The following is a 19,306-nucleotide window of genomic DNA, read 5'->3' on the forward strand; positions in this document are numbered from 1 at the left end:
CATTTTACGCAATCAAAAGTTCGCCCTACTCTGACTTCAATCTATTTCTACAGAATCAGGAAATATCATGTCGAATTACTTTAATACTTTATCTTTACGTGAGCAATTAGCTCAGCTTTCTCAATGTGAATTCATGGATCCAAAAGAATTCGAACAAGGTGTCGACGTTCTGATTGGTAAAAAACTGGTCATCGTTGGTTGTGGCGCACAAGGCTTGAACCAAGGTCTAAACTTAAGAGATTCTGGCTTGAACGTCAGTTACGCACTACGTCCTTCAGCAATTGAAGAAAAACGTCAATCGTTTCTTAATGCATCTGAAAACGGCTTTATTGTTGGCACTTATGAAGAACTCATTCCTGAAGCTGATTTGGTTCTAAACTTAACCCCTGACAAACAACATACTTCTGTTGTAAACGCAGTCATGCCGTTAATGAAAAAAGGCGCAACACTTGCCTACTCTCACGGCTTCAACATCGTGGAAGAAGGTATGCAAGTGCGTGAAGATATCACCGTAATCATGGTTGCACCAAAATGTCCTGGCACAGAAGTACGTGAAGAGTACAAACGCGGTTTTGGTGTACCTACGCTGATTGCAGTTCACCCTGAAAACGACCCTGAGGGTAAAGGTCTCGCGCAAGCTAAGGCATATGCGGCGGGAACCGGTGGTCATCGTGCTGGCGTATTGCAGTCATCATTTATTGCTGAGGTAAAATCAGATCTAATGGGTGAGCAAACCATCCTATGTGGTATGTTGCAAACTGGCTCACTACTATGCTTTGACAAAATGGTAGAAGAAGGCATTGAACCTGGATATGCATCAAAGCTCGTACAATATGGCTGGGAGATCATCACTGAAGCGCTAAAACACGGTGGTATCACCAATATGATGGACAGACTGTCTAACCCCGCTAAGTTACGCGCATTTGAACTGAGTGAGCAACTAAAAGACATCATGCGCCCGCTCTACAACAAGCATATGGACGACATCATCAGTGGTGAGTTTTCAGAAGGTATGATGGCTGATTGGGCTGAAAACGACAATAAATTGCTTACATGGCGTGCAGAAACCGCACAAACTGCGTTTGAAAAGCAAGCGAATACTGATGCTGAGATTTCAGAGCAGACTTTCTTCGACCAAGGTATTTTGATGGTTGCTATGGTCAAAGCTGGTGTAGAGCTAGCGTTCGAAACCATGACAGCAGCAGGCATTATTGATGAATCAGCGTACTACGAATCACTACACGAAACGCCGCTAATCGCGAACACCATTGCGCGCAAAAAGCTGTTCGAGATGAACCGTACTATTTCTGATACCGCAGAATATGGTTGCTATCTGTATAATCACGCATGTCTACCACTATTGAAGCCATTTATGGAATCAATCACAAAACGTGAGATTGGTGAAGGCTTGTTAGACAGTGACAATTATGCTGACAACCAAAAGCTCATAGCTGTAAACCGTGCGATCCGTAACCATCCGGTAGAAAAAATAGGTGAAATCCTTCGCGGTTACATGTCCGATATGAAAAAGATTGTTTAGTAAGTAGAAATAAATTTGCGTCAATAATATAGCAAACTAGTTCGCTTGTTAGTAACCAAGGCCACTTTCCACCCTGAGATTGTGGCCTTTTATCTCTATTTCTCAACATAACCACCCATTTAACTCAAATACAGTTAACACTAAATACTGAGATTAACTTTATTTTATAAACCAAAATTATTTTTTTGTGACTTGGATTGTTACTTGTTCCGAGCTGGTTATTTACTATGCTAGAATAATCGGTTCCACGGGATTACACACACTAATCGAATGCAAAACACAGGTTTAACAATTACTCAAAGAATTACCCTTTTGGGTAGTCTCATTGCGATTGCTGTCGCTTGTTTAATCGGGTTTACCTCGCTTTACAGCGCCAAAACGCTCATTAATGAACGCATGATGCAGTCTGAATTGCCAAGCAAGATAGAAAGTATCAATAAATCATTAAGCAAGCAGATAGACACGTTGAAAAATGCAGCCGAGCAGCTTTCAAGCAATTTATTAATCACCCAAAGTGCCAAGCAAAATACTTTGGACGAAAAACTTCTTGTCAACGAACTCAAGCGTATTGCGGCGCAGTATGACTTAGTTACGGCTTCTTGGGCTAACCGCGAAACCAATCAATATTGGAATCAAAACGGCTTTCTGCGAGTACTAAATAGAGAGCAGGATGGTTGGTTTTTCGGCTTTACCACTAGTGGCTCGCCATACTCTATTAGTATCTATCAAGAAGCACCGGGCGATGTAAAAATGTTTGTAAACCATCAACAGCTAAGCGGTGTTGGTTTAGCTGGACTTGCGAAAAGTATTGATGACATGCAGGCGATGCTTGCTAATATGAAAATCGAGCAAAGTGGCTTTGTTTTCGTCATTAATAGGCAAGGTACGGTGCAATTGCACCCAGATGCAAGCAAAGTCGCAAAGTCCTCAATTGAAGACTTTTACGGCCAGCACAGTCGCGATTTTACCTCCACACATGGATTTATCGTTAAAGAGTTGGAAGTGGGTGGCGAAACCAATTTAGTTGCAGCGAGCCCAATTCCAAACACAGATTTGCTTGTTATTGCCCAAGTGCCAACCAGTGAAATCAATAGTGGGATCACTTCTTTGCAGTGGCAAATCATTGGTTTTTCGCTGGTGATTGCGCTAGTGGCGAGCTTTTTTAGTATGCTGCTGGCTAAAAACTTAAGCGCGCCACTTAAAAAGATGGCAGATTTATTTGAACAGCTTGGCAGCGGCGACGCAAAACTCAATTATCGTTTACCAGACTCAGCACAACCTGAACTTCATGCTTTGGCTGGCGGCTTCAACCAGTTTATGGCTAAGATCGAAGAAGCTATCCACATGGTTGCGGAAGAGAGCCGTTCAATTCGCGTGACGAGCGAAGCCGTGTTTAAACAGAGCCAGCAAAACTCTCAGTCTCTGGATGAACAAAAGTCTCAAACTATGTCTGTTGCCGCGGCAATCAATGAAATGGGTGCGACAGTACAAGAGATAGCGAGCAGCGCGACCAATACGGCAAAATTAACAGAAGAAAGTAAAGCGTCAACTAAGCGCAGCCGTCAAGGTGTGCAAGAAAGCCAAGAAACACTTCACTTACTTGCTGGTGATATCGAAAATATGGCAGGTCAAGTCGCTACATTGGCCGAAAAAACACAGTCCATTGCCAACATCGTTGATGTGATCAGAGGCATATCTGAGCAAACCAACTTGCTTGCACTCAATGCCGCGATTGAGTCTGCGCGTGCGGGTGAGCATGGCCGTGGGTTTGCCGTCGTTGCAGATGAGGTGAGAGCGCTTGCGAGCCGTACATCACAATCTACCGACGAGATCCAAGCAACGATATCTGAATTAACTCAGGTGTCTGGCGCTGTCGTAAACCAAATCCAACAATCCAGTGAACAAGCAGAGCAAAGTGTTCAAACAATGCAATCGTCAGTGGAGTTAATGTTGGAAATATCGGAAACCGCAAATCAAATAAATGACATGACCGCGCTTATCGCAACAGCGACAGAAGAGCAAAGTAATGTCGTCGCGGACGTCGGCCGCAACATCGAGCAAATTAGCGAAATAAGCGATGCCGTGATGAACGAGCAACTTGACACGGAACAATCAATTCAGCGTCTTGCTGCATCAGCAAAAGCGCTTGATGATCTCGTCGCGAGCTTTTAACCTCTGTTCAACTCTAAAGTAAGCCTGCATGTTTGGTCTTGTAGGCTTACCCTTTCAAATTGTCTCTTTGTTACATAGTGTAACAATCACACCGCGCAAATTTTGCAATTATAGTCTAAATTCAATAATAGTAAGGGCCAAAGGTAAGCAATGAAGCCATAACTAAAAGTCAGCCGAATGCCCAATCTGGAGGTTGTATGAAGATAGTAATTCAGTTCTCTATTATTGTGCTTAGTGTTTTACTTAGTGCCTGTAATAGCACTCCCAAAGCGACGATAGACACGTCAATTCTCAATTCAAAGCATCAATTTAATATCCAGCCTGTAGAGTCATACTCAGAGGTATTTCAGCTAAACAATCAAATTAAAGCAAAACTCGCGCAATATTTTCATAACGACGAAATTGGCGTTAAACGCGCAAAAATGTTGATGGCGTTTTTGGTCAATAGTGGCGACGATTCAATGTCATATTTATCTGGTGCTAATCTCACTGCCAACCAAGCTTTTAGTAATATGAATGCCAATTGTCTTTCGCTTTCAATTTTAACCCATGCTATCGCGAGACAAGTGGGTTTGAGAACACAATTTCAACGTGTACACATACCCGAATATTGGGATGAGAGCCAAGGCTACAGCTTGCTTACAGGGCACGTAAACATAAAAATATTTGAAGTGGATAATACCCAAGATTCTGTAAAAACACTGTATGTCAAACCCGCTTCCGTTACCGTAGACTTTGACCCTAATAGCAGAGCACAACATTTTAGTACATCGGCAATAGATACAAACACTATCTTATCCATGTTTTATAACAACAAAGGCGCCATGGAAATGATTAATGGCGACCTTGACATGGCCTACAGTTACTACAAAGCAGCGGTAGAGAGCGATCCCTATCACGATGGCGCATGGGGTAATCTTGGGATCCTATATCGCCTAACTCAACAGTACGACCTTGCTGAGCGCGCATATAACCAAGCACTTGCCATCAATCATGACAATCGAAACGCACTAGGCAATCTTGCAAAACTTTACCACCTCACAGAGCGTGACCACGAAGCAAAAGTGATCGAAGCCAATATTCACAACTTAAGAAAGAGCAATCCCTATTATATGCTAGTGTTGGGTAATGAAGCGTTTAAGCATGGAAATTTAAGTCGCGCTAAGCATTTTTATCAAAAAGCTTATCAACTCGACCATAGTATTCACGGCAGTTTCTTTGGATTAGCAAAAGTCGCATTTGAGGAAGGGAATAGAGAAAAAGCAGAGTACTACCTCAATAAAGCATACAAAGCATCTGTCTTCGAGCACGACAAAACACGCTACGAAGGCAAATTAGCCTTATTGAGAGGTGTTGCAAGCAACCAGTTAAATTCCACAGACAACGATGAGAGATAACAATAACAATGAAGAAGCTCCCGTTCAAACTACTCGGCATAATGCTGACCGCGATATGTACCACGAGTGCAGTGGCGCAAACGCAACATCCAAGTATTGTTCATGTTGATAATATATTGGTGCAGGATTTACAAACACTTACGAGCATTAGTCACCAAGGCCGTAAAAGTGGAGCCCAATCGCCTAACATCAGTGCACAATATATTTTTGCTGCTTTTGAGCAATTAGGTGGAAATCCGAGCTATCAGCACTTTACCTTTAGAGCCGGCATTTTTAGTAAAGACGCAGGTCACAACATCACAGCGACTTTGCCTTGCACCCAACCTCGTTGTGACAAGGCCATTGTTATCAGTGCGCATTACGACCATTTAGGAACCACAGGACAGAGACATTATCCAGGCGCCAATGATAATGCATCTGGCGTAGCTGCGATGTTACACATGGCTAGGCAACTCAGTAAAACAAATCGCGCTCGCGATATTTTGTTTGTCGCAACCGATGCAGAAGAGCGCGGCTTACATGGTGCAAAACATTATGCCAAGCATCTTAACCGAGAAGTTGAACTCAACATCAACCTTGATATGTTAGGGATAAATAACAACAACCGTTTATTTGCGTTGTTTTCACCGGGTTTCAAGGAATATAAAACAGAGCTTCAGAACAAGGCGCAATCTTCAATAAAATTGACCATAGTATCGTCACAACGACAAATTGAGCGTTATACAAATAATCCTAGAATTGATTGGCACAAAGCAAGCGATCACTACGCCTTTTATCGTCAAGGGATCCCCTATATTTATTTCGGTATGGGTGAAGATAAACATCATCACACCACCAGAGATACACTAGAGAATATGGATTTAAATAAGTATCAGGCAGCGGTAAACCTCATCAATGACTTTATTTTGTCATTAACGCGTTCGCCTTTTGACTCTACTAGCTGAATTTTTTGTGCTTTTGTAAGCTGCTTAACATGCCACTCAAGTTTTGCAGCTTGAGATTTAGTACCAGCAGCACATTGAAATTTTAACGTTAAGGGCCCTTTACCTTTTAAATTTTTTGCCCCCTTCCCAGCCTGATGCTGCTCTATGCGCCGCTCTACATTGGTTGTTATTCCTGTGTACCAATGACCAAAGCGCGTTTCTAGGATATATAAGCTCCAAATAGCTTGGTGATCCGTTTTATTGGGCTCGCTAAGTAACATTTTTCCTAGCACTAACAGGCTCTCCTCAAAATCTTATCAATGACTTCTACCACACATGGCAGCTCTTGCAACTTATCTGCGAACTTTTTACACTTAGTGCAGTCCAATTCCGCTAAGAGACTTTACCTTCTCTGTGCAATCGGTATCATGCAAATAACTGATAATAAGGATACACAATTTCATGCTGTCTAATAAAACCCTTTCTGTTTGGCTCAGTGCTGTAGTTATGACGGTATTTATGTCTGGCTGTTCAAGCTGGATTTATCGCATCAACGTGCCACAAGGTAATTTCTTAGAGCAGTCAGATGTAGATAAACTTCGCGTGCAAATGACCAGAGAGCAAGTGCTATATGTGCTAGGTACACCGCTTGCTAAAGATACTTTTAACAACAATATCTGGCATTACCAGTACGTATTTAATATTGATAGAGAGTCAGAGGTCAGAAAGTCGTTTAGCGTTTATTTCGAGAATGACAAACTAGTTCGCGTAAGCGGCGACTTCGAAGAGCCAGAAGAATTTAACACTCCTTTAGACTCATAGAGTCAAAGGGCACACATTATTTCGTAGTCAAAGGGGAAAGGTATTTCCCCTTTTTTAATTAACCTGAGGTTTGGATAAGGAATGAGCTAACTCATTGTTTTTAATACCACATTAAATTATACCCTTATCTAGCCAGACAGTTTTAGGGATAACACCGCTTCTGCGTCCTGCTCTCGCTAAGGTACCTACATCCTGTAGGCAAGGCGAATTTACGCACCAATAGTTGGCTATTGGAAGTGAATTCAACGCAGTTAGCGCTAAAACTGGCTGCTAGAAAGGCATTAACTATCCGAAGCTCAGGTTAATTATTCCTTATCTCCTAAAGAGACAGGTCGCCCACCGGTAACTTTGCTTGCACGACCTTCTTCTTTTGCTTTCTCCGCACGGCGCCTGCGCGCTTCTTTCGGGTCAGCAATTAACGGACGATAGATTTCGATTCTGTCACCATCACTGACTACTTGCTGTAATTTTACCGTTCGGTTCCAGATCCCGAGCGTCAAATCATTCGCATCTATCTCTGGGCATTTTTCTAAAATCCCTGACTGTAGTACTGCTTGCTCAGCAGACGTCCCTTCAGGCACATCAACCGACAATGACGTCGCGCTGTCTGGCAATGCAAATACCACTTCAACCTTTATCATCATCTCGCTCCGTAAACAACTTTGGCTCGCTGGGTAAACGCAGACACCATATTCTTGGCCACTTCATTAAATAGCTTGCCAAACGCCATCTCAATTAATTTGCTCGCGAATTCAAACTCTAATTTTAAACTCACCTTACAAGCCTGTTCATCAAGCGCGGTAAACTCCCAATAACCATTTAAAGACTTAAATGGTCCATCTACTAGGCACATTTTTACTCGATTGCCGTCAAATTCATTTTTTGTGGTAAACCACTTTTTTAGGCCGGCTTTCGAAATTTCTAGACTCGCGGTCATCCCTTGTTCATCATTGCTGATAACTTTTGCATCTGAGCAATGCGGCAGAAATGCGGGATAAGCGTCAACATCATTGACCAATTCAAACATTTCCTTGGTGCTATACATCACCAAAGCACTTTTTTCTATCTGTGGCATAGACACTCCAAATCTTAATACAAGGATTTTACCAAGGTTTTGCAGATTTATCTTGTTTGCAGCCACTGACTAAGTAAAAATACGTCACATTAATGAAAAAGCGCTGTCTTAAAACAGGATTTATAGGTAGACTAAGCCATTATGGCAAAGAAAAATTCAAGTAAATCAAATAGCAATACCATAGCGCTAAATAAAAAAGCGCGTCATGAGTATTCACTACATGAAAAGTTCGAAGCAGGTATCGAATTACAAGGCTGGGAAGTAAAAAGTATCCGCGCCGGTAAAGTCAATATCTCAGATACTTACATCCATATCAAAAACGGCGAAGCCTATTTGTTGGCCAGTCAAATTCAGCCGCTAAATAGTGCCTCTACACATGTGATATGCGATCCGCTTCGTTATCGTAAACTGCTACTAAATAAACGTGAAATCTCACGTCTTATCGGTGCGACCGAGCGTGATGGTTATTCTCTGATTGCCACAGCAATGTATTGGAAAAAGTGCTGGGTAAAACTCGAGTTCTATCTTGCGAAGGGTAAAAAGCAACACGATAAACGTGCTGATATTAAAGACCGTGACTGGTCACGTGATAAAGAACGTTTGATGAAACACAATGTACGTTAATTTATTTTAATATACGAACAGAACGAAAAAAGCAGGCTTAGCCTGCTTTTTTGTGTTTGATATAAAGTTAAGTGTAAAGTGCTTAACCTTTGTACTTTTGCATCACAAGTGTTGCGTTTGTACCGCCAAAGCCAAAGCTGTTTGACATCACCGTATTAAGCGGCCCATCACGGCGCTCGGTTACAATGTCTAGGCCTTGTGCTTGCTCATCTAGTTCATCAATATTGATCGATGGTGCGATAAAGTCATTATCTAGCATCAGCAAAGAGTAAATCGCTTCATGCACGCCAGCCGCACCGAGTGCGTGGCCTGTCATTGCTTTAGTTGCACTAATAGCTGGGGAATTATCGCCAAACAACTCTTGAATAGCACCTAACTCTTTCACGTCACCAACTGGTGTTGAAGTACCGTGCGTGTTTAGGTAGTCAATCGGTGCGTCAAGACTTTGCATCGCTTGTTTCATACAACGTACCGCGCCTTCACCTGATGGTGCTACCATGTCGTAACCATCTGATGTCGCACCATAACCAACGATTTCAGCATAAATGTGCGCGCCGCGAGCAAGAGCGTGTTCTAGCTCTTCAACTACCACAATACCGCCACCGCCAGAGATTACAAAACCATCACGATTTGCATCGTACGTACGTGATGCGCGCTCAGGCGTTTCATTGTACTTGGTTGACAACGCACCCATGGCATCGAATTCCATCGCGAGCGTCCAGTGTAGCTCTTCACCACCACCAGCAAAAATAACATCTTGTTTGCCTAGTTGAATTTGTTCAACTGCATTGCCAATACAGTGTGCTGATGTTGCACATGCAGAGCTGATTGAGTAGTTCACACCTTTAATTTTAAATGGTGTTGCCAAACACGCAGAAGTCGTGCTTGCCATGGTACGTGGAACCATATAAGGCCCTACACGTTTAACGCCTTTTTCGCGCAGAATATCAGCGGCTTCAACTTGGTACTTAGACGAACCACCACCAGAACCTACGATAAGGCCTGTGCGTTCGTTTGATACTTGCTCTTCTGATAGCCCTGAATCTTCAATTGCTTGTGCCATCGAGATATAAGAAAACGCTGCCGCGTCCCCCATAAAACGATGTGCCTTACGGTCAACGAGAGATTTTACGTCGATATCTATTTTACCAGACACTTGGCTACGTAGGTTGTAGTCTGCAAATTCTTGGTTAAAAGCAATACCGCTCTTACCTGCTTTTAATGACTCTAAAACTTCTTGCTTGTTGTTGCCGATGCTCGAAACAACACCGATCCCCGTAATAACGGCTCTTCTCATGGGTTTATTCCCTTCGATATTACAAATTATGCGTAGTATACGCTGAATTTTAGCGCCAAGTGGTCAGCTTTCCAGCGTACACATGTACTCTGAACCTAAATAACTAAAAATGCAACCAGACTATTGAGTCGAAAGACAGTAAAATAGTTCCCAAATAGTCGAACATAGAGTCTTTCATGATAAAAAACGCTCAAATACACTTCAACGATGCTGGTACCCCTGTTGCCGATAGTTTTGACGATGTCTATTTTTCCAACGATGATGGGTTAGCTGAGTCACATTACGTCTTTTATACTCAGAACCATATCGACGAGCGGTTACAAAATCATGGCAAAGACCGATTTGTCATCGCAGAAACTGGTTTTGGTACTGGATTAAACTTTCTCAACGCTTGGTATCACTTCAACCAGCGTAGCAAAGACGCATGCGTTAACCAACTCCACTTTGTCTCATTTGAGAAATATCCAATCCATATTGATGATTTAGTTAAAGCGCTACAAGCTTGGCCTACGCTTGCCCCGCTCGCCGAAAAACTTTGCCAACAATACCCGATGGCCCTTGAAGGATGTCATCGCCTAGAGTTTGACGATGGTCAAGTGACCTTAGATTTATGGTTTGGTGATATTCACGATAATTTACCACAGCTAAGTTTTGAGCAAGCCGGATTTGTCGATGCTTGGTTTTTAGATGGCTTTGCTCCGAGTAAAAACCCAGATATGTGGCAGCAAAGCTTATTTGATGCCATGGCCAATATGAGCCGAGATAGCGCTACTTTAGCAACATTTACCGCCGCAGGTTTTGTCCGCAGAGGACTACAAGACGCCGGCTTTGCGTGCAAAAAAGTCAAAGGGTTTGGTCGCAAACGCGAAATGGTGGTTGGAACGCTGAGCCGTGCCAATAAAAACTCCAATACTCCAGCGTATTACAGCACCACACCGCGTAAGCTAGAGAGTATCGCTATTATTGGCGGCGGTATTGCCTCAAGTTGTTTGTTGTATCACCTTAGTAAACGTAATCTTGGCGCAACACTTTTTTGCCAAGACGACGCGTTAGCCAAAGGTGCTTCTCACAATCGTCAAGGCGCGCTATATCCAAACCTGCAAGCAGATCACACGCCATCAAGCGAGCTATACGCCCACAGCTTTTTATATGCAAAGCGCCTTTATCAGCATATTGCAAATACAGGCTACCACTTCGCACACGATTGGTGTGGCGTACTCTTGCAGTCAGTTAGTGAAGCCAAACAAGCGCAGCACCAAAATCTAGCTGAAAAAGCAACTTGGCCGCATGACTTAATTCATGCCGTTGATGCCAAGCAGGCTTCAGTCATAGCAAATACCGCACTGCCCTACGGTGGTCTTTATATTCCAGAGGCAGGCTGGCTAAACCCGGCAGAGGTAACGCAAGCGGTGTTTGATGCAGCTCACGCATTCAAAGCGGTGTCGACTCATTTTAATACTGATATACAAAAGCTTGAAAAAACTGAGAGCGGCTGGCTGTTACACAGTGAAGATAATACATTTGGGCCGTTTTCAGATGTTTTTGTCTGTGGCGGTGAGCACTCTGACCGATTCGAGCAAACCAAACATATTCCTATACACGGCGTTCGCGGTCAGGTCTCTCATGTTGATGCTGGAGAAGGATCACAAAAACTCAATACCGTACTTTGCCATAAAGGGTACTTTACTCCCGCAATGAATGGGCAGCATTGTATGGGTGCGACATTTGAAAAAAATAGCAAAAGCCGAGAGGTAAAAGCCGAAGATGATGCAGTTAACCGCGCCCAGCTTGAACGCTTTTATAAAGACACGGATTTAGCCGCGAGTCTTGGCGAGATCACCTCTGCAAAAGCCGCGGTACGTTGCTGCTTTAACGATCATTTGCCTATGCTTGGTCAAGTCCAGCATAACGATGAGTTTTGCTCGGCGTTTGCTAATTTAAGAAAGGGAAAACACTACGGTTTTGGGAAGCCAGCACTACCCTATCAAGGAATTCATATTGTTACTGGTTTTGGCGCACGAGGACTGTGCAGTGCTCCACTTGCTACTGAGCACTTAGTTGCAACTCTACTTGGCGAAGCAAGACCTTTAAGCGAGCGAGTACATCAGGCAATCCACCCAGCCAGATTGCTCGTCAGGGATTTAATTAGAAGTAAAATCTAATAATGGCTAAGGCATAACATCACCTAGATATTATGCCTTAATCGATATACACCCATTACACGGTAAAGACCTGTCTATTTACGACACCCCAATAGTCGTCTTGATATTGAGATTCGCTGTAGTCGATACCGTTTAACGTCAATGCGTTGCGCCAAAAATTGATCGCGTGATCTGCGCCTTGAATTTGCTTGACTTGCCAATGCCCAGGATACATTTGCCATATTTCGGACATAAACGAAGAACCAAGTTTACGTTTTCTCGCTGTAGGCACGATATAAAACTCACATACCTCAAAGGTATTTTGCGCTTTAAAAATATTGATAAAGCCAACCGGATGGCCATTTTCATATGCCAAGTAGCCAAAGTGCTGTTCATCTATTGGCGTATCTATCTGAAATAAACCGTTACTATCTGGTAATTTTTCCGTCAACACTGAAAACTCAGCTTCATATGCTTGCACCAAATTAAAATAGACTTGTGTTAATGAACCCACTACTTGACGAATTTCCAAAATACCGACCTTTACTCAGAATTAGTCGGCGCAACTTACAGCAATAGTGCACAAAGTTAAACAGACAAAATTACTATTTCATCTGAACTTGGAATTAGAAATGAACTAACTAAAATGCATAGATCAAAAATATCATGCGACTCTAGCACGGTACTTTTACTCCGGATATAAAACCCAATACCGGCAACGGCATTGGGTTATGGTTAATATTAAGTCAGAAAAGTAATTGTATTTAGCTGCTTAATACGGGTTATTGGGTAAATAAAAGTTACTCAAGTTTCCGTTAATGGAGAGCGCGAGTTCACCGCTACTATGTGTGTGGGTGTAGATGTTGTAACTCTGCCCCGGCAACACTTTAACCCGCAAAAAGTCTTGATATTGTACTGCTTGACCGCAAGCAAGTGCTGTTCTTTTAGTTTGTGCTGTTTCTTTGAGAATATAAACTTCAGCGCTGCCATCCACGATCCCTTCGCCTTCGCTATTGATGAAAATTGATGTTGCTTCACTCGCTGCAATATTAAAATAGTTACTACTGTGGCGAGCTAAAGATACGGCTGCACGTCCCATTCTGTCACGCTCAGCAAAGTGCGTGTCTGTTAGGGCATTGTCTAGCATGGGGATAGAAACAAACCGACTACTAAAATTCAGTGTTTCGTGACAAAAATCGGTTACTACTTCACTGGAGATAGCACCGAGCACACCATCAGGATCGTAAATACTGTCGGCCAGTAACGCCATTCCAGCTGATGTACCACCAACAACACCTCCCTTATCAAAAACGTGCTGCACCGCGCTTTGGACAGAAGTTCCTTGCCATTTATTTAGATAATCAGACTGATCGCCTCCAGCAAACCAGACAAACTCAGCACTGCGAATAGCCCAATCAACATAAGGGTCATTAGCCTTACTAACAGAATCAATAATTAACGTCTCAACTGAATCTGCCGCCATCAGACCAAGTAAGTAATCATTGTACGCGTCCGTGCCGGAAGTACGCAGTACCACCACATCAGCACCATTACCAATATGAGGAGCTACTCTTTGGCTAAAAGCATTATCAACATCGGTTCCCCCTCCCATTAAGAGCGTGGCACCGTTATCCGGTGTGAGCGTGTTGCACGTGTCTGAGCTATTTCCAGCAAGATAAGCCTTTAATGCCCCAGGTTTTGACGGACGAATACCGTAATTACACTCTCCAGTTGGCGGCGGAGGAGTTTCACCTTGGACAAAATTCACAATCAAATCATACCAACCAGAGCCACTATATCGGGTTAGCTTTATATAATAGGTACCTGCAGTCTCAGCATAAAAACTCCCCGTTTCTGGTATTTGACTCGTTTCCCTACTGACAACTGCTGAGCCTGTTTCTTGATATAAGAACCAGTCAAAATCATCACCAGAGCTATGGTCTAGCGAGATATCTATCGAACCTGGCGCCGCCACATCAAAAGTAAACCAGTCGATATCACCTCTGGATAACTCGCCGCTAATTGTCGTGTTATTACACACTCCACTATTGGCATTACCTTCGCTGTCGTTAGATTCAGTTTCCGTAGTTGAGCAAGCGTAGCTATGGCTTGCAACAAGCATTAAAGCAGCTAGTGATACAAATAGAATGTTATTGTTTTTCATAGTATTTACCTGAATGATATATGTTTCTATGATCCGTACCGTTGCATTGCAAAGCTACGCTGCCGCACACGGTATTTGCACGAAGCGCCCACTGCAACTTATACACTGATGACGATGGCCAAAAGTGCAGAAGTAAGCCTTATACCAATTGAATTAATTCTCTAATCAATTTGAAGGGTGAAATAGCATATTAGCTTCGTTAAAAATTTCTCATTTAGAACAACTAAATAGCAAAATTTTTGCCTTGCTACTAAAGCTATTTCCCCGCTTCAAGATAGATCATTTACTTAATACAACTGGTATTATTAATTTGGTTTTGTGAAAAACCTAAACGCAATTAGCGTTAGAGCTTACATTCGCATTGATACGGAACGTGATAAAACCCGACCAACAAATTGTCGGTGGGAATAGAATTGAAATTCAGGTGAGGCTATTCGTCGAACCACTCACTCAAGTGGTAATTAACGGAACATTCATGCAGATCACTAGGGCGTTGTTTGTTGTAGATGAACATTTACGTCTCCTAGATGATAGTTAAAAGAATGAGTATTAAGCAGATGTAAACAACCTGCATAAAAAATATGGCATGCAACGCCTACCTTTTCAACTTTTATTATCAAAAACTCAACAAAACAATCATCGAATGACGTCAATTACGGACTCTCGACATAACAACTCGGCTTTCTTGGGCAGCTTTTTCCTCGAGTACAAATCACCCTAACAGAGCCCTCAAGCCCTCTTTCAATCCACTGAATATTTAAAATCTTGGCAACACGGAGTAATTGGGTTTTCATATGATAGGGCACCACACTCGCGCCACCATGGCTAATACAAGCTTTTTGTAACTCTCCAATCAAGGCGTCAGCATCAATTCCTTGTGCATTAATAGCAGGATTGAGATCAAGACCCGCGCACAGCACCCTTGGACGATTCGCCACATCAACGATTTTTACTGACTCACAGCAATACAGACGCGGTTTACCATTAACATTCAGGATCGAAAGCTGAGCACTGGCACTATTACTATCATCATGAAATTTACGAAATACGGCCCAGTGTTGACACGGATCGGCAACGCTACGCATATTACCCCAAGGTAAAGGAATGCCATTGCCCCGATACACCGCCTTGAGTTTACCAGCTTGATAAGCATCAAAATAATGCCAATGTGGATAAGGTGAAACCGATGTCATTCTGCGCATTGCAACGGAAGCAGAAATACCAAGTTGCTCATGGACGCGCACATCGTAACCTCGGCTTTCGAGTAACTGCCGAAATGGTGTACGGGGACACAATAAGGCCCCTGCGAAGAAGCTCGATTCAAAATCCTGCCACGCGCTCAAAATATCTTGGGCATTTGGAGTATCATGATCGGGGTTATCGTTACTTTTACGACTTTCTCCGGTAGTGAGTACACATTCTAACCCTTCACTATTGTGAAGCACTGCATGGCCAATATGAACGGCTAAATCGTATTTCATTCTCGCGGGATGTGCGTGCAACGCGCGATTTATAAACACCATGTTTGGCTCTTTGAAATAAGAAGTGATCATCCCCTCTCCGTCAGGCGAAGATTGCTCAAACCACTCCACTTTTCGACCTTTTGCTAGCAAAATTGCCATGAGGTCATCACAGCTGAGATAGAGATTTTTGCCTCCCACTTCATCGGCTGCTCGCTCTAAATCAGGAAAGTGGTTTTGATGGTGTTCTTGGTGGGCACGGATCAAAAGGTGCGCAAACTGCCTACCACTGATCCCCGCTTGGGATAGCATTTCTGGGATCGCAATTTGTAATATCTCTTTGGCAAATAGAAAGTTGGGCTCTAAAGCCATCCCCACTATCCCACCGAAATTGCCTTTATCTGGCGCTATCTCCGGTGCTTCTGGTTGACTATCTAAAAACCACTCAATCGGTTTTTGAAATACATTAGAGAAGTTTTCGAGCATCGCTTCGCTTGGCGTACGCTGGCCTCTTTCAATCATTGATAGGTAAGAAACGGAAGGCGCGCTGGCTGGATCTTGCTTAACGCATCGAGCCGATAAGTCTTCTAAAGTCAGATGGTTACGCTTTCTTAGATTTCTTATTTTAGTGCCCAAAAAGTGAGACTTTCTAATTAAGCTTGCAACTTTTGCCATGATTTCACACCCCATTTTTGTGAAATTCACACTGTGAAATTCTTTTTGTGAAATTATTTGAATATTTAACTTACACTCAAAATGTACACGAAACAACCAGAATATATTTCCCAATTTATGACAACATGAACAAGTGAGGTGGATCATGGCAGCGCAATTACAACCGCATACAGAGCAACCAATTGACGATACGAAAGCGCAACAGTCAATGCTGGCAAAACAGTATCTTGATGAACAATGTCCTTTAGAGTTTGGCTCACACATGGAGGTGACAGACTATGTGGTTTACTACAATCACCTGCTTGCGTTTTTTGCCAACGGCACCCATTGTGGTTTAAAAAATTGTAGCCAATTCGTCGCGCTTTGCGGTCACCGTGAAACACCGGAGGCTATTTTGTTAAAACAGGACGATGGCTTACATATTGAAATTACCTTCAATCGCACCGGAATGCTCGGCCAATTTGATAGCGCCCATATCGAAGATATTATCGTCGAAACACCACTGGCGTCTGTGGTTGGTAAAAAGACTAAAACCCAGCTACAAAAACTATGGATGAGCTTTTATCACGGCGTGCAACAACCAGCAGGAAAAGCCTGTTATCGTGCCAAAAATGGGGATGATTATGAACTTTGAGTAAACACTCGATAATTTGTAATCAAATCGCTCAAACATTCAGTAAGTTTTAAGCTAAGCTAATTAAAATACCGCTCTTTTTTCGACTGAGCACATGACTAAATTGCTTAATTTTCTAAAAAACATTAACTGGATGCTTTGGGCGCTCATACTTGGCATTTTTGCTGGTTTAGTTTTCGGTGAACGGTTATCATTTTTAAAACCTATTGGTACAGGTTTTGTAAACCTGATGCAAATCACCATTCTCCCTTATATTGTCGTCAGCCTTATCGTGGGTTTAGGGAAATTTAATCCCGAACAAGTTAAAAGCATTCTTGCAAAAGCAGCGCTAGTCATGATCTCCATTTGGGTGGTAGGTCTTGCTGTGATCTGGTGCTTTATTATGACATTACCAGCGCATGATGCCGGGACCTTTTTCTCCCCAGCATTGGTCGCCGCAGCTCCCGAAGTAGACTTCGTTAAACATTATATTCCCTCTAATCCTTTTGCTTCTATGGCAGAAGGTAATGTACCGGCCTTAGTCATATTTTGTATTGCGCTAGGCATGGCGCTTATTTCTAATCAAAAGAAAAACCGTTTACTCGATGTGTTAGAAGTCGTTGGTCAAGGTCTGTCGGTGATTTCCAAGAAGATCATTGCCATCTTCCCTATCGGCATTTTTGCGATGACAGCAAGCACCGCTGGCACCATGAGCGCAGAAGAACTGTCTGAATTGCAAGTGTACTGGGTTGTCGTTTTATGTGTCGGCGTGTACTTGATGTTAGTACTACTACCTATGCTTGTTGCTGCACTCACCCCTGTTAAGTACCGCGACCTCATCATGGTTATGCGCAATGCATGGATCACCGCATTTAGTACCGGAAACGTTTTTATTGTATTGCCGGTGATCACCGAGGGGATCAAAGATCATTTACGCAAAATAAAACAAAGCGACGAAAGCTCTGATCACATCGCTGAGGTGTTAGTGCCTATCGCTTATACCTTCCCGAGTTTAGGAAAGCTTACGACCCTCATTTTTGTCTCTTTTGCAGCATGGCTTACCGGCAACCAAATCGGCATCGAACAAATTCCTAATGTGTCTTTATCGGCGATGCTAAGTTACTTTGCAAACGTACATATCGCGATTCCCTATTTGCTCGATACCTTGCGTGTCCCGGCTGATACTTATCAGTTATATTTATCGATGTCAGTACTCACCGCAAAAGTGGTTTCACCGACCACTGTGGTATATATCTTCGCATTTGTATTTTTATGTATTTTCATCAACCGCAGGCAATTACACCTAAAACGCGTGCGCTCGGTTTATTATTTAACGCTACTATCTGCACTACTCCCAGCATTCATGTTGTTGAGTTTTACAGCAAATAATTACCTTGGTAAGCAAACTAAATCGGCCGATGAGGCTATAGCTAATATGGTGATCTCGGATACCGTACCTGCTCATGTGCTTAGCTATGTCCCTAAAGCATACCAAAGCGGTGAGTTGTCTTTGACAAATATCGATGTGATTAAAAAACGTAACTTGCTGCGTGTTGGATATCTTATCGATAATGTGCCGTTTAGTTACTTTAATCAAAAAGACCAGTTAGTGGGTTTTGATGTCAGCCTCGCACATAGGCTCGCATCCGACCTTGGGGTTAAAATCGAGTTTATTCCTTTTAAAAAGCCACAACTGGCAGAGTATCTCAACAAGGGATATTTCGATATTGCAATGTCCGGCCTTGAAATTAATATTGCCGACTTACAAAGCGTGCGCTTTAGTGACAAGGTGTTGGAGCTGCAACTAGCGCTCTTGGCCAAAGATCATGATTTAAAGAAATTTGCTGACAAGTCAGCCCTACTTACGCTTGATAAGCTGAATTTAGCTCACGTTGAGTATGCTCCGCTACTCAAACAATTGGCGCAGCAAAACCCTAAGGTAAAAGTATCCAGCATTAACAATCTGCAAAGCTATTTTAAGCACCCAGAGAAATATGACGCCTTAGTGATCAGCGCAGAGGCGGGCTTTGCATGGAGCATGTTCTACCCTGAATTTGGCGTTGTGGTGCCGGAAGGAGCGAGCTTGAAATACCCCGTTGGATTCGCTGTCGCCAAGCGCAATCAAGATCTACTGAGTTATGTAAATGCTTGGCTGACTATCCAGCATACCAATGGCCGTATTGAAAAAACTTATGATTACTGGATCTTAGGAAAAGGTAGTGTACAAAAGCAAACTCGCTGGTCGTTAATGGATGAACTGGAAATCGACCCCAACACACTTATTGATAAACTGAAGTTTTAATACCAACGGAATAAAAAACGCCGTCAGTTAACACGTTAACTGACGGCAAGTCTACTCACTGGGCGAGCTAGCTTTCAAGCTCACTTTAACCTTAGCCAAAC

At 42.9% G+C, this 19,306-nt stretch carries 16 protein-coding genes; 9 read left to right on the forward strand and 7 right to left on the reverse strand.

Annotated features, from left to right (window positions below; genetic code table 11):
• Nucleotides 1-67: 67 nt before the first annotated feature.
• From ilvC to GSF04_RS15895, 4 genes are all read left to right on the forward strand, one after another.
• The gene (gene ilvC / locus GSF04_RS15880) at nucleotides 68-1,540 is read left to right on the forward strand and encodes a ketol-acid reductoisomerase (RefSeq protein WP_039497351.1); all 1,473 of its coding nucleotides are present in this window, start codon (nucleotides 68-70) and stop codon (nucleotides 1,538-1,540) included.
• A 270-nt stretch (nucleotides 1,541-1,810) separates the two neighbouring features.
• The gene (locus GSF04_RS15885; protein WP_211857827.1) at nucleotides 1,811-3,712 is read left to right on the forward strand and encodes a methyl-accepting chemotaxis protein; all 1,902 of its coding nucleotides are present in this window, start codon (nucleotides 1,811-1,813) and stop codon (nucleotides 3,710-3,712) included.
• Nucleotides 3,713-3,909: 197 nt separating this feature from the next.
• Nucleotides 3,910-5,109 (forward strand): tetratricopeptide repeat protein, encoded by a 1,200-nt coding sequence (locus GSF04_RS15890; RefSeq protein WP_039497346.1) that lies wholly within the window; start codon nucleotides 3,910-3,912, stop codon nucleotides 5,107-5,109.
• An 8-nt stretch (nucleotides 5,110-5,117) separates the two neighbouring features.
• Nucleotides 5,118-6,053: a M20/M25/M40 family metallo-hydrolase gene (locus GSF04_RS15895; RefSeq protein WP_211857829.1), complete on the forward strand. Its 936-nt coding sequence runs from the start codon at nucleotides 5,118-5,120 to the stop codon at nucleotides 6,051-6,053.
• On the opposite strand, the gene GSF04_RS15900 is transcribed toward GSF04_RS15895, so the two are convergent.
• Entirely contained in the window at nucleotides 5,981-6,313 is a 333-nt protein-coding gene (locus tag GSF04_RS15900; protein WP_211860033.1) for a GIY-YIG nuclease family protein, read from the reverse strand. The genes GSF04_RS15895 and GSF04_RS15900 overlap by 73 nt on opposite strands.
• Nucleotides 6,314-6,494: 181 nt before the next feature.
• On the opposite strand from GSF04_RS15900, the gene bamE reads away from it, so the two are divergent.
• Nucleotides 6,495-6,854: an outer membrane protein assembly factor BamE gene (gene bamE, locus GSF04_RS15905; RefSeq protein ID WP_211857832.1), complete on the forward strand. Its 360-nt coding sequence runs from the start codon at nucleotides 6,495-6,497 to the stop codon at nucleotides 6,852-6,854.
• 305 nt (nucleotides 6,855-7,159) lie between these two features.
• Here the strand turns inward: bamE and GSF04_RS15910 are convergent, their stop codons facing one another.
• Both GSF04_RS15910 and GSF04_RS15915 read right to left on the reverse strand, forming a co-directional pair.
• The gene (locus GSF04_RS15910) at nucleotides 7,160-7,495 is read right to left on the reverse strand and encodes an RnfH family protein (RefSeq protein WP_010379113.1); all 336 of its coding nucleotides are present in this window, start codon (nucleotides 7,493-7,495) and stop codon (nucleotides 7,160-7,162) included.
• On the reverse strand, nucleotides 7,495-7,929 hold the full coding sequence (locus GSF04_RS15915) for a type II toxin-antitoxin system RatA family toxin (protein ID WP_099028822.1): 435 nt from the start codon (nucleotides 7,927-7,929) through the stop codon (nucleotides 7,495-7,497). Before GSF04_RS15915 ends, GSF04_RS15910 begins: the two co-directional genes overlap by 1 nt.
• Before the next feature lie 141 nt (nucleotides 7,930-8,070).
• Between GSF04_RS15915 and smpB the strand changes: the two genes are divergently transcribed.
• Nucleotides 8,071-8,553: an SsrA-binding protein SmpB gene (gene smpB, locus GSF04_RS15920; protein ID WP_010379116.1), complete on the forward strand. Its 483-nt coding sequence runs from the start codon at nucleotides 8,071-8,073 to the stop codon at nucleotides 8,551-8,553.
• 82 nt (nucleotides 8,554-8,635) lie between these two features.
• Here the strand turns inward: smpB and fabB are convergent, their stop codons facing one another.
• Nucleotides 8,636-9,850 (reverse strand): beta-ketoacyl-ACP synthase I, encoded by a 1,215-nt coding sequence (fabB, locus tag GSF04_RS15925; RefSeq protein ID WP_211857833.1) that lies wholly within the window; start codon nucleotides 9,848-9,850, stop codon nucleotides 8,636-8,638.
• Nucleotides 9,851-10,026: 176 nt separating this feature from the next.
• On the opposite strand from fabB, the gene mnmC reads away from it, so the two are divergent.
• Nucleotides 10,027-12,012, forward strand: coding sequence for a bifunctional tRNA (5-methylaminomethyl-2-thiouridine)(34)-methyltransferase MnmD/FAD-dependent 5-carboxymethylaminomethyl-2-thiouridine(34) oxidoreductase MnmC (mnmC, locus tag GSF04_RS15930; RefSeq protein ID WP_211857834.1), 1,986 nt, complete (start codon nucleotides 10,027-10,029; stop codon nucleotides 12,010-12,012).
• A gap of 55 nt (nucleotides 12,013-12,067) precedes the next feature.
• Here mnmC and GSF04_RS15935 read toward each other — a convergent pair whose 3' ends face one another.
• The 3 genes from GSF04_RS15935 to GSF04_RS15945 form a co-directional block, all read right to left on the reverse strand.
• Nucleotides 12,068-12,523, reverse strand: coding sequence for a GNAT family N-acetyltransferase (locus GSF04_RS15935; protein WP_211857835.1), 456 nt, complete (start codon nucleotides 12,521-12,523; stop codon nucleotides 12,068-12,070).
• A gap of 240 nt (nucleotides 12,524-12,763) precedes the next feature.
• The gene (locus GSF04_RS15940; RefSeq protein ID WP_211857836.1) at nucleotides 12,764-14,155 is read right to left on the reverse strand and encodes a pre-peptidase C-terminal domain-containing protein; all 1,392 of its coding nucleotides are present in this window, start codon (nucleotides 14,153-14,155) and stop codon (nucleotides 12,764-12,766) included.
• A gap of 653 nt (nucleotides 14,156-14,808) precedes the next feature.
• Nucleotides 14,809-16,290 carry a DUF3612 domain-containing protein gene (locus GSF04_RS15945; protein WP_211857837.1) on the reverse strand — a complete coding sequence of 494 codons (1,482 nt, stop codon included), beginning with the start codon at nucleotides 16,288-16,290 and terminating at the stop codon, nucleotides 14,809-14,811.
• A 145-nt stretch (nucleotides 16,291-16,435) separates the two neighbouring features.
• Between GSF04_RS15945 and GSF04_RS15950 the strand changes: the two genes are divergently transcribed.
• On the forward strand, nucleotides 16,436-16,924 hold the full coding sequence (locus GSF04_RS15950) for a malate synthase (RefSeq protein WP_010379126.1): 489 nt from the start codon (nucleotides 16,436-16,438) through the stop codon (nucleotides 16,922-16,924).
• 94 nt (nucleotides 16,925-17,018) lie between these two features.
• Nucleotides 17,019-19,205, forward strand: coding sequence for a cation:dicarboxylase symporter family transporter (locus GSF04_RS15955; RefSeq protein WP_045989677.1), 2,187 nt, complete (start codon nucleotides 17,019-17,021; stop codon nucleotides 19,203-19,205).
• The last annotated feature ends 101 nt before the right edge of the window (nucleotides 19,206-19,306 follow it).

The organism is Pseudoalteromonas sp. A22 (assembly GCF_018141345.1).
In the GTDB taxonomy this organism is placed as follows: Bacteria; Pseudomonadota; Gammaproteobacteria; order Enterobacterales; family Alteromonadaceae; genus Pseudoalteromonas; species Pseudoalteromonas maricaloris.

Bases quoted from the DNA above. Each gene is read 5' to 3' on its own strand.
- ilvC (WP_039497351.1), top strand. From the start codon at position 68: ATGTCGAATTACTTTAATACTTTATCTTTACGTGAGCAATTAGCTCAG.
- GSF04_RS15885 (WP_211857827.1), top strand. From the start codon at position 1,811: ATGCAAAACACAGGTTTAACAATTACTCAAAGAATTACCCTTTTGGGT.
- GSF04_RS15890 (WP_039497346.1), top strand. From the start codon at position 3,910: ATGAAGATAGTAATTCAGTTCTCTATTATTGTGCTTAGTGTTTTACTT.
- GSF04_RS15895 (WP_211857829.1), top strand. From the start codon at position 5,118: ATGAAGAAGCTCCCGTTCAAACTACTCGGCATAATGCTGACCGCGATA.
- GSF04_RS15900 (WP_211860033.1), bottom strand. From the start codon at position 6,313: ATGTTACTTAGCGAGCCCAATAAAACGGATCACCAAGCTATTTGGAGC.
- bamE (WP_211857832.1), top strand. From the start codon at position 6,495: ATGCTGTCTAATAAAACCCTTTCTGTTTGGCTCAGTGCTGTAGTTATG.
- GSF04_RS15910 (WP_010379113.1), bottom strand. From the start codon at position 7,495: ATGATAAAGGTTGAAGTGGTATTTGCATTGCCAGACAGCGCGACGTCA.
- GSF04_RS15915 (WP_099028822.1), bottom strand. From the start codon at position 7,929: ATGCCACAGATAGAAAAAAGTGCTTTGGTGATGTATAGCACCAAGGAA.
- smpB (WP_010379116.1), top strand. From the start codon at position 8,071: ATGGCAAAGAAAAATTCAAGTAAATCAAATAGCAATACCATAGCGCTA.
- fabB (WP_211857833.1), bottom strand. From the start codon at position 9,850: ATGAGAAGAGCCGTTATTACGGGGATCGGTGTTGTTTCGAGCATCGGC.
- mnmC (WP_211857834.1), top strand. From the start codon at position 10,027: ATGATAAAAAACGCTCAAATACACTTCAACGATGCTGGTACCCCTGTT.
- GSF04_RS15940 (WP_211857836.1), bottom strand. From the start codon at position 14,155: ATGAAAAACAATAACATTCTATTTGTATCACTAGCTGCTTTAATGCTT.
- GSF04_RS15945 (WP_211857837.1), bottom strand. From the start codon at position 16,290: ATGGCAAAAGTTGCAAGCTTAATTAGAAAGTCTCACTTTTTGGGCACT.
- GSF04_RS15950 (WP_010379126.1), top strand. From the start codon at position 16,436: ATGGCAGCGCAATTACAACCGCATACAGAGCAACCAATTGACGATACG.
- GSF04_RS15955 (WP_045989677.1), top strand. From the start codon at position 17,019: ATGACTAAATTGCTTAATTTTCTAAAAAACATTAACTGGATGCTTTGG.